Origin of the sequence: Neobacillus drentensis (assembly GCF_036962765.1) — a bacterium.
Lineage (GTDB): Bacteria > Bacillota > Bacilli > Bacillales > Cytobacillaceae > Neobacillus > Neobacillus drentensis_C.
The window spans coordinates 4,346-14,297 of the sequence record NZ_JBALOS010000049.1 but is presented as its reverse complement, the minus strand read 5'-3'; the positions used below and the strand labels follow the sequence as shown (position 1 = coordinate 14,297).

The window sequence follows — 9,952 nt, the reverse complement described above, 5'->3', positions numbered from 1 at the left end:
ATATGTCCTTCCTGCTCAAATTATATTCAAAAAAATAAATAGTTATCAAAATATTTTAAAAAATCATTAAACATAAATTATCATTGACTTCATTAGTGGTAATTGTTAAATTGTCAGTAGTAATTTATAATGTGTTAAGAAATACTAAATATCACAATGCTGTTATATTTATAGGTATTGTGAAATTACTATGAATTTTTGATGAAAAATTACTTAAAATAAATTTTAAGTAATATAATCATAGTAGCAATAATATAACAATTAAAGGGGATGTACATCCATGTTTTCAAATATCGGAGTACCTGGATTGATTTTGATTTTAACACTTGCGTTAATTATATTTGGACCTAAGAAACTTCCAGAAATCGGTCGTGCATTCGGACAAACCTTGAAGGAGTTTAAAAAGTCGACACGTGAACTTACAGATGATGTTATGAAAGACATTGATGAAGACAAGAAAAACCTGACTAAATAAGGTGTGAGATTTTTTCTTACACCTTTTCTTCTTCGGGTTTAACCTATTAGAACACGTGAAAACTTGTTCAGCTTCATAACGTGATTGCACATTTCTTTTAGAGTAAAAAGGAAATGTTGATGTCAAAGAGCAACCTACACGTGCTCATCTTAAACCTATTGAAATTGGCAGGGGAAATAAATGGATGATAAAGAATTAAATTTAGTGGATCATTTAGAGGAACTACGCAAACGGATTATTATTACTGCACTTGCATTCATAGTTTTTTTTATTGTAGGTTTTATCTATGTGGATGATATCTATAGATGGTTTGTTGGTAATACCAAGCTAATGGTCCTTGGACCTAGTGATATTATGTGGATTTATTTCATGCTGGCAACCGTTGTGGCTGTTGCAGGCACGATTCCAGTTCTCGCATTGCAAATTTGGCTATTTGTCAGACCAGCATTNNGCATTAAGACCAGTTGAAAGAAGGATCACCCTTTCATATGTTCCAGCATTATTTTTCTTATTTATCATAGGACTAGCTTTTGGATATTTTGTTATTTTCCCTATGGTGCTGGAGTTTTTAGTGAACATGGGAAAAGATATGTTTGTCACAAACTTCACTGCCGAAAGGTATTTTAGCTTTATTATGAATATGACCCTACCATTCGGGGTATTGTTTGAACTTCCAGTTGTTGTTATGTTTTTAACATCACTTGGGATCATCAATCCGTTTGTTCTTTCGAAAATTCGTAAATACGCTTATTTTGTATTGATTATTATCGCTGTTGTTATTACACCACCAGACTTTATGTCCGATTTTGTTGTTACTGTACCACTATTACTTCTTTACGAAATCAGTATAAATTTATCGAAATTTGTTTATCGCAAACGGTTGAAGAAGCAGCAAGAAGAGGAAAAAGAAGAGACGGTTGATGCATAGAATAGCATTCAAAAGGCCTTTAGGATATCATTCCCTTAAGGTCTTTTTTGTTGTTCTCAATTTATGAACTGTAAAATATTGGAGATAATTCCCGTGATTATGACAATAAATAAGCCCTCATTCTATAAAGAATGGGGGCAACTTATTTAGTCTTTGTTCTGTTCTTTCATCCATGACTGAAATCGTATGTAGTTAAGATACTCGTGAAAGTCTTCTTTTTTTAAACCATCCTCAATTGCCTGCCGAATCAAAATCTTCCATTCCGCATCCAGTTCGCTTTCCTCATGTTTCTTTTGCAGAAGACTTTAATTATCTTTTTACTAATGATTTTATAACAGGATCGGAAAAATTTATTACCAATTAGAATTATAGTTTCTTATAAATCAGGTGAGTTGTATAAAGGTAAATTAAAAGACTATAGGAAACTATATTTTAGGAAATTTAAAAGTAATTCTAATGAAGAGCTTACAATTAGAATTTATTTGCATTTCAAACTAGGCAATGACATCCAAAACTTAAGTTGTAAATTTCAGTTTATATTTTATGTAGAAGGTACACTTGGAGATACTATCCCTGTTGATGGACCTAAATCACCGGAAACCGGAACGAACATGTTTAATATTTTATTAGCCGGAGCAGTCCTTGTTAGAATAGGCTCAATTCTTCAATTCTTCATAAAAAGACATAGAAAAATAGAGAACACAGTATAACAGGACCTAGATTAATAGAATTCTAACCTCAAGGTCTATTTTTAATTAATGATACATACTTTTTGGAGAATGGAGATATAAAGACTTCGATACAAAAACGAATAGGAGCTGTCGACCATGTACAAAAAGCTCTGCACAAAATGCCACCAGCCATCCTTCACTACCAGTCATACAAACAAATGGATCTGTCCAATCTGCAGAATAATTTCCAACCAAAATACTTCATATGTCTCCGACAATCCTGTACAAGAAAAACAGCATCTATTTATCATCAAAAACAACTTTCTCCAAGAAAATCCTACACTAAACGCAAAAATAAAACCTTTTGTATTCCAATCATTCGACTAGAAAATTGGCCATCCAGATGATCTGTTTTTTTACTACATATAACTTACAAACAACGTGGCACCATTCATAAATTATTTTTTGTATCCAAGCATAAATAGACACATTTCGATGGACCCTGGGTGTATAATATAGTCAAACGGGTGAAAAAGAGGATTGATATTTTGTTATTCAAAAGCCTAGAGTTCAAAAATGATGTTGGACAGAAGGTTAAAGTTGTAGACATTCCTGTATTGGAGGAAGATAGCACTTATAAATTTATGATCCAGGTCCGTTTACAGACGCTTGTGGCGTCGCTCTACAAGGAAGAAAGCTTGAAAAAATGCTACTCCTTTAAAGATTATTTGAAAAAGGTCATGAAGTGGCCGGATTATGAACAATTGTTTAAAATAGGAGAATTAAAGAATAACGCTTAATGCATTCAGAGCATCGCTGGGGAATCCCTTAGCGGTGCTCTTTTATTCTAGAAAAAACATGAAAAGTGATCGATGTTGTTCCTTTCCAAACCGGTTAGATGTATAATACAAAACAGTATTAGGTAGGGAAGTGACTGATTTGAGCAAAATAAAAATCGTAACCGATTCCACAATGGACATGCCAATAGAAATGGCGGAACAACTGGGGATCGTTGTTGTACCTTTATCAGTAACAATAAATGGAGAATCATACTTAGATCGAGTGGACATAGATGTAGTTGAATATATAGAAGTGATGAAAAAGTCGGCGGAATTGCCGAAAAGTTCTCAACCTCCAGCTGGAACCTTTCTTGAAGTGTATGACCGGCTCGGGGAAGAGGGATATGAAGTACTATCGATCCATATGACAGGCAAAATGAGTGGTACTGTTCGCTCAGCTGAGAGTGCAGCCCAGATGACGAGAACGAAAGTGACTGTGGTTGACTCGATGTTTATTTCGTTAGCGCTCCAGTTCCAGGTGAAAGAAGCAGCGGCAATGGCGAAACAGGGTAAGAGTATCGAGGAAATTCTTACTCGTCTAGATAAGATACGTGAACATACCAAGTTATATATTATGGTTGATACACTTGAGAACTTGGTAAAGGGCGGAAGGATTGGTAAAGGGAAGGCGTTTATTGGCTCGTTATTAAATATCAAGCCAATTGCCTCACTTGAAGGGGCTGAATACACACCAGTTACCAAGGTCCGCAGTCATTCACAGGTGGTCAAATTCATGGCCAAGCAATTTGCGGAAGATGTTAAAGGGAAAACCATTCTTGGAGCTGGCATTGTTCATGCCGAAGCGATCCAACTATCATCAAAACTAAAAGAAGCGATTACTGAATTAACAGGTTATAAAGATATTCCCATTGATTATACTGGCCCAACCATTAGTACCCACACGGGACCCGGTACAATTGCCTTAATGTATTATTTTGAATAGCAAAAAAGGATGGTGCCTGACACCATCCTTTTTATTTACTAATTAAATGCTCTGTTTTTGATTCAGGGATTGAAAGCCCGAGCCTGTGAAGATGCTTACGAATGAATACCACTTCTTTCCCATGTTAAGAGGAGGTTTTTTTCCAAACTCTTTCTCGGATAAAAGATGCCGATCTTTGTCAGTTCCTCAAATGTTAGCCCTTGGCGGACGTTTTGCTCAATGGTTTCATCACGCTTCTCAATAATGGCAAGGAATTGCTCCATTGCTTGTTTGAATTCCTGCTTTGAAAATATCCCTCTCTGGTGCCCTGTAATATAAGTATCCGCATCAAGGGTGAGCAGACGTTTACCCGAAGCAATGAAATCTTCGATATTACCGTCCGTTCCATTGTACCAAGGACCAAAGTATGTCATGTATTAATTTATGAATGAATATTCATTCATAATATCATAACTCTCACATAAAAGAAAGAAGTCTGGTTCCTGACACCCATTCATTTTCTTTTGGTTAAAATTAGATTTTTTGGTAAAGATAAAAAAAATTGAATGATTAAGGTGTTGCCGATGTTTAAGCGGAAATCAGAAAAAAAACAGTCAGAAGATAAGAAGCCGCATAGTTTAAATGTGGATGATCTAAAATCAGAATTGCAAACAGAGATAGGCGATTGTACAGACCTGAATTTTCGAACTTTAAAAAAGAATGGCAAGAAGATTGTATTTTGCTTTTTAAGCAGCCTGATTGATAAAACAACCTTTGATGAATTTGTGCTGTTACCAGTTCAACAAAATACACAAAACGAATGGACAGCCGAAAGTCTTGCTCAGATCTTGCCGATTGGCGAAGTTTCTGTGGCCAATCAATTAAAAGAAATAATTTCATCTCTAATAGAAGGAAAAGCGTACATTTATATCGATGGTGAACCATATGGAATTCTTGCCAATGTCGGTACAACTGTTGAAAGATCGCTTGAAAAGGCCGAAACTGAATCGCTTGTATATGGCCCAAAGATCTCTTTTACAGAATCACTTATCGGTAATTTAAATATTATCAGGAGTAATTTGAAAGATCCCAACCTATGTATGGAAGATATCACAATCGGAAAAAGGGTAAAAACACCTGGAAAACTTGTCTATGTCAAGGATATCGCAGATAAAGATAATGTGAATACTTTAAGGCAAAGAATCACGGATTTAGATTTCGATTACATACCAGATACAACGGTTTTGGGGCAGTTAATTGAGGATAACTCGTGGACCATTTTTCCGCAAATTATGTCAACTGAATTGCCAGACCGGGTTACTCTTTCCTTGATGAGGGGAAGGGTAGCTGTATTGATGGACCGGTCTCCGTCTGCAATATATGGCCCAACACCTTTCCTTAGTTTCTTTGAATCAACTGAAGATGTATATATGCGTTGGAATATGGGTTTATTCTTACGGATGCTGCGAATAATTTCTATTTTTCTATCGATCTTATTAACCCCGGCCTATGTCGCTGTATTGACTTACCATTATGAGGTTATTCCATCAGCACTACTTATTTCACTAGGTCAATCCAGGGCAAATGTTCCGTTTCCTCCAGTTCTTGAAGCCCTTCTCTTAGAATTTGTAATCGAACTATTAAGAGAGGCAGGCGCACGACTGCCAACAAAAGTAGGTCAAACAATGGGTATCGTCGGCGGTATTGTTATTGGACAGGCAGCTGTTCAAGCGGGATTTACAAGTAATATCTTAATTATCATTATCGCATTAAGTGCCCTTGGTTCCTTTACCTCACCAAGCTATTTAATGGGTACTGCCGTTCGGATGATTCGCTTTCCAATTATTATTTTAGCTGGTATTTGGGGGGGAATTGGCATTATGTTATCATTTTGTTTTATTGCAATTCACCTCCTAAGATTAACCACCATCGGGAGACCATACCTTATGCCCGTCTATCCTTTTAGGTGGAAGGACTTAGGATACAGTATTTTTAAATTTCCGTTTCAATATTTATCCTACAGGCCAGTAACAAACCGTCCAGTAGACAAAGAACTTTTTCCAAAACATAAAGGTGTTGAAAAAAAGGATGTAGATGAATAGGAGCGGTCAGGATGAAAGTGGATTTACATCCAAAAGAAGGATTAATGGTTAATGCCTTCCTGGTCATGTTTTTTATACATGCTGCTCAAACAGGGGTAGGCATTGTCGGATTACCAAGGATTGTCTACCTAGCAGCAAAACATGATGCATGGATCTCCGTCTTTCTCGGAGGAATGTTATCTGCTGTTGTTTTAGCAATGATGGTAATCATGCTAAAGAAATATGATAGTGCCGACTTATATGGAATTCAGGTAGATGTGTTTGGAAAATGGTTTGGAAATATGTTGAACATTTTTTATATGCTCTATATGACCATTAGTTTTTTTGTCATCCTAATGAATTATATTGAAATTGTTCAAGTATGGATTTTCCCAGACTTACCAACATGGCAAATCTCTCTTGCGCTTATTCTCTTAACCATCTATGCGGTTAATGGAGGCATTCGAATTATCGTCGGAGTGGCTTTTATTTCAGTCCTAGGGACTATTTGGATGATCTTTATCCTGTTCGTACCCATGCAATATTCAGATCCAAAGAATCTGCTTCCGCTTTTTAATACAGATTTAAAGAATATTTTTTTTAAGGGTGTTTTTAAAACATCCCTGTCGCTTATGGGATTTGAACTTTTGATGTTCCTATATCCATATGTGAAAGATAAAAAAAAGGTTTTTCTCTACTCGCAAATAGGAAATTTCTATACAACTTTTCTTTTCACTGCCATTACAATGGTGTGTATTACATTCTTTGCTGAAAATGGGCTAGCTAGGACCATTTGGCCTGTATTATCAATGTTTAAAATTGTTAGGCTACCAAACTTAGAACGGTTTGAGTTTATTGCCGTTTCATTTTGGATGTTAGTCATCTTACCAAACATGTGTAGTTATTTATGGGCTGCATCTAAGGGGTTTAATCGGATTATTAATTGGAAACAAAAAAAGGGGATTTGGATCCTTGGCATTCTTGTTTGGGGCGGATCGTTTTTAATTAAAGCAAGGTATCAAATGAATGAATTAACTGATTTTGTTGGACATCTGGGCTTTTATGCTGCCTTTTGTTATCCTGTACTCCTTTCCGTGCTGGTAATAGTGAAAAAATGGTTCTTAAGGAGGAAGAAATCAAGTGCGGAAGCCTCATAATAGCAAACTAATTCTTTTGACAGTTTGTTCGATGACGATGGTTCTCAGTGCTGGATGTGTTCAGCAAAAGCCGCTCGAAAAGTTAGGACTAATTACAGTGTCAGGATATGATATGGAAGGGAAAAATCAAATAAGAGGAACGGCAGTCGTTCAAAAATTTGATCCCATGACAAAAGCGTCAACGAAAGTCATCACTTCCTTGGCAAAAACAAGTAAAGGATTAAGACAGGAAGAAAATCTTCAATCCAACCAAAAGCTTGTTTCAGGACAGCTTCGTTCGGTTGTTTACAGTCGCGAGTTAGCCGAAAAAGGAATTATCCAGCTGGTTGACACATTGAATCGTGATGCTGCCATTGGGAATATGGTCTACCTAACCATTGCTGACCGCACTGCTTCAGAAATAATGCAAATTGAAAATGATAATAAAGGACAATTAAACCTTGGCACATATATGTACAATTTAATTAAACAAAATGTCGAAGGGGAACAAATTATCTCCCCGACCCTGCATGAGTTTAACCATAATTATTATGATATTGGCAAGGATCCTGTGCTCCCGATACTAAAAGTTAAAGGTAAAGATGTGATTATTTCTGGGGTTGGTCTGTTTAAAGATGACCGGTTAGTGGATGAATTAAAGCAAGGAGATCTTTTTTATTTAAAAGTACTAGTTGATAAATATAGTGCGGGAACAAAAGAATTGGGATTTAAGACAGAGCAATTAAAAAAAATCATCTTAAAAAATGAAAATTATACGAAGAAACCAATATTCAGTAAAATATATGTCACCGTTGATAATATTCGGAGCAAGACGAAAATTAAATTGGTCGATAAAAAAAACCTTCGCTTTAGAGTGAATGTTGTTTTAGATTCAAGGGTACAAGAGATGACCCAAGCCTTGGACTTGGGTAAACCTGCTGCCATAAAACTACTTCAAAAAAAATTCGATCAGAGGATGCAAAAGAAAATAGAAGAGTTACTTCTTCATTTTCAGGATTTAGGAATTGATCCAATCGGATTTGGGAATGAATACGAAGCTCATTTAAGAGGTAGAACCATTACGAAGGAGGAGTGGGACAGGCAATATAAGAAAGCTACCTTTGATGTGCGCGTTAAAAATACGATTGAACGAACCGGAGTAATTGATTAACAAGCCATTTCCTTTCTTCTTTTTTAAATCTTTGTTAAACTATTCACGGAATGAAAAGAAAAAAGGTTGCAGGTGATTGAATGAAAGCACGGTTTTTATTATTTATCTTAGTTTTATCCATTTTTATGATGACGGCATGTGGACAGAAAAAAATAGAAAATGCCGTTGATTGGCCTGTTAAGGAGTTTACAGCGACAAATCAAGAAAATAAGTCCTTTGGATTAAAGGATTTAAAGGGGAAGGTATGGATTTCAGACTTTATTTTCACCAGCTGTGTAGATGTATGTCCGCCGATGACCTCCAATCTGACGAAATTACAAAAAATGGTCAAGGATGAAGGGTTGAAAAATGTTGAATTCGTTTCTTTCAGTGTCGACCCAACTGTCGATAAACCGGAAGTCCTGACTCGTTATGCGGAACAATTCCAAGTCGATTTTAATAATTGGACCTTTCTAACTGGCTACTCTCAGGAATATATCGAAAACTTCGCTCTGAAAAATTACAAAGCTCTCGTTAAAAAGCCGCAAGAGGGTAACCAAGTCATTCATGGGACGTCCCTTTATTTAGTAGACCAAGAAGGTCATATTAGAAAATCCTACGATGGGTACAAAGATGTTCCCTTTGATGAAATGATTCACGATATGAAAGCCTTGCAATAGACCTTTGGACGGGTCTATTTTTTTTGGCAGGAATAGGATATTGTACAAATTGTTTTGAATGATTCGTGACGTGCTATAATAAAAATAATTTAGAAGGCAGGTGAAATAAAGATGAAAAAGCTTTTCACCTTTCTAGTTCTTCCCGTGGTATTCCTATGTTCGTGTAATCAAGTTGATCAATGGTCGTTACATCCTGAAAAGAAAACGGCTGCACAAGCCTTTGCACAGGTTCCCGCTGACTTTGTTCCTCGAAAATTAACCGTCTTATCAGCTGGCGATTCACTAACTCAAGGGGTAGGAGATAGTAATAATAGTGGCGGTTACTTGCCATATTTAGAAACCATGCTTGAAAAAGAAAAAGGAATCAAAGAAGTTGATTTCTACAATTATGGTGTTAAAGGCAATCGGACTACGCAGCTATTAAAAAGACTGAAAACAGCAGAAATGAAAGGTGCACTTCAAGAGGCAGATTTGGTCATATTAACGATCGGTGGAAATGATATTATGAAGGTTGTAAAGGACAATATTGAAAACCTCCAACTATCGACGTTTACCGCTGAAAAAGAATTGTACCAAAAGCATTTAACGCAAATTTTTGATCTGATTCACCAGGAAAATCCCCATGCTCAGGTTGTATTAGTGGGGTTATACAATCCATTTTCTAAATGGTTTTCAGAGATTAAAGAATTGGATGAAATTGTAGCGGATTGGAATAAGGCTGGCCAAGCGGTCACTGCAAATTACGCTAATGCCTATTTTGTTGAAGTTGAAGATATGTTTTTAAATGCAAATGAGAATCTTTTATATACTGATAATTTTCATCCAAATGACAAAGGCTATGAGTTGATTGCACAAAGGTTAAACCAAACCTTAGAAGAACAAGTATTACCTGAATTGGATAAGACACCGTATATGGTCAATACAGAGGAGAATTAGATGAAAAACAAATGGAAAATAGGATTCCTGATCTTGCTGGGAATCAACCTTTTGTTCGCTATTATTATGTTGTCCCTAGTTATGTTTCCATCGGAAGGCCCTCAAACAAGTAAATCCAAGGTGCCAACCCAAGA

The 9,952-nt window shown here is 36.2% G+C and carries 11 protein-coding genes; 10 read left to right on the top strand and 1 reads right to left on the bottom strand.

Annotated features, from left to right (window positions below; all coding sequences use genetic code 11):
• Positions 1-280: 280 nt before the first annotated feature.
• The 5 genes from V7137_RS08300 to V7137_RS08285 all read left to right on the top strand — a co-directional run bounded on the left by V7137_RS08300 (position 281) and on the right by V7137_RS08285 (position 3,856).
• A complete protein-coding gene (locus V7137_RS08300; RefSeq protein ID WP_218350058.1) occupies positions 281-475 on the top strand; it encodes a twin-arginine translocase TatA/TatE family subunit in 195 nt (64 codons plus the stop codon).
• 180 nt (positions 476-655) lie between these two features.
• Positions 656-943, top strand: coding sequence for a twin-arginine translocase subunit TatC (locus V7137_RS30650; protein WP_420490107.1), 288 nt, complete (start codon positions 656-658; stop codon positions 941-943).
• The gene (tatC, locus tag V7137_RS08295) at positions 858-1,403 is read left to right on the top strand and encodes a twin-arginine translocase subunit TatC (protein ID WP_420490106.1); all 546 of its coding nucleotides are present in this window, start codon (positions 858-860) and stop codon (positions 1,401-1,403) included. The genes V7137_RS30650 and tatC overlap by 86 nt, the downstream gene beginning before the upstream one ends.
• Positions 1,404-2,622: 1,219 nt before the next feature.
• Positions 2,623-2,874 carry a DUF2535 family protein gene (locus V7137_RS08290; RefSeq protein WP_335697651.1) on the top strand — a complete coding sequence of 84 codons (252 nt, stop codon included), beginning with the start codon at positions 2,623-2,625 and terminating at the stop codon, positions 2,872-2,874.
• Between the two features lie 139 nt (positions 2,875-3,013).
• The gene (locus tag V7137_RS08285) at positions 3,014-3,856 is read left to right on the top strand and encodes a DegV family protein (RefSeq protein ID WP_335697650.1); all 843 of its coding nucleotides are present in this window, start codon (positions 3,014-3,016) and stop codon (positions 3,854-3,856) included.
• A gap of 95 nt (positions 3,857-3,951) precedes the next feature.
• On the opposite strand, the gene V7137_RS08280 is transcribed toward V7137_RS08285, so the two are convergent.
• Positions 3,952-4,269 carry a hypothetical protein gene (locus tag V7137_RS08280; RefSeq protein WP_335697649.1) on the bottom strand — a complete coding sequence of 106 codons (318 nt, stop codon included), beginning with the start codon at positions 4,267-4,269 and terminating at the stop codon, positions 3,952-3,954.
• A gap of 150 nt (positions 4,270-4,419) precedes the next feature.
• Here V7137_RS08280 and V7137_RS08275 point away from each other — a divergent pair, with 150 nt between their 5' ends.
• The 5 genes from V7137_RS08275 (at position 4,420) to V7137_RS08255 (ending at position 9,818) form a co-directional block, all read left to right on the top strand.
• Positions 4,420-5,937, top strand: coding sequence for a spore germination protein (locus tag V7137_RS08275; protein ID WP_335697648.1), 1,518 nt, complete (start codon positions 4,420-4,422; stop codon positions 5,935-5,937).
• A gap of 11 nt (positions 5,938-5,948) precedes the next feature.
• Positions 5,949-7,073: a GerAB/ArcD/ProY family transporter gene (locus V7137_RS08270; protein WP_335697647.1), complete on the top strand. Its 1,125-nt coding sequence runs from the start codon at positions 5,949-5,951 to the stop codon at positions 7,071-7,073.
• Positions 7,057-8,223, top strand: a complete 1,167-nt coding sequence (locus tag V7137_RS08265; RefSeq protein WP_335697646.1) for a Ger(x)C family spore germination protein — start codon at positions 7,057-7,059, stop codon at positions 8,221-8,223. The genes V7137_RS08270 and V7137_RS08265 overlap by 17 nt, the downstream gene beginning before the upstream one ends.
• A gap of 80 nt (positions 8,224-8,303) precedes the next feature.
• On the top strand, positions 8,304-8,882 hold the full coding sequence (locus V7137_RS08260; RefSeq protein WP_335697645.1) for an SCO family protein: 579 nt from the start codon (positions 8,304-8,306) through the stop codon (positions 8,880-8,882).
• Between the two features lie 111 nt (positions 8,883-8,993).
• Positions 8,994-9,818: an SGNH/GDSL hydrolase family protein gene (locus tag V7137_RS08255; protein WP_335697644.1), complete on the top strand. Its 825-nt coding sequence runs from the start codon at positions 8,994-8,996 to the stop codon at positions 9,816-9,818.
• Positions 9,819-9,952: the final 134 nt, after the last annotated feature.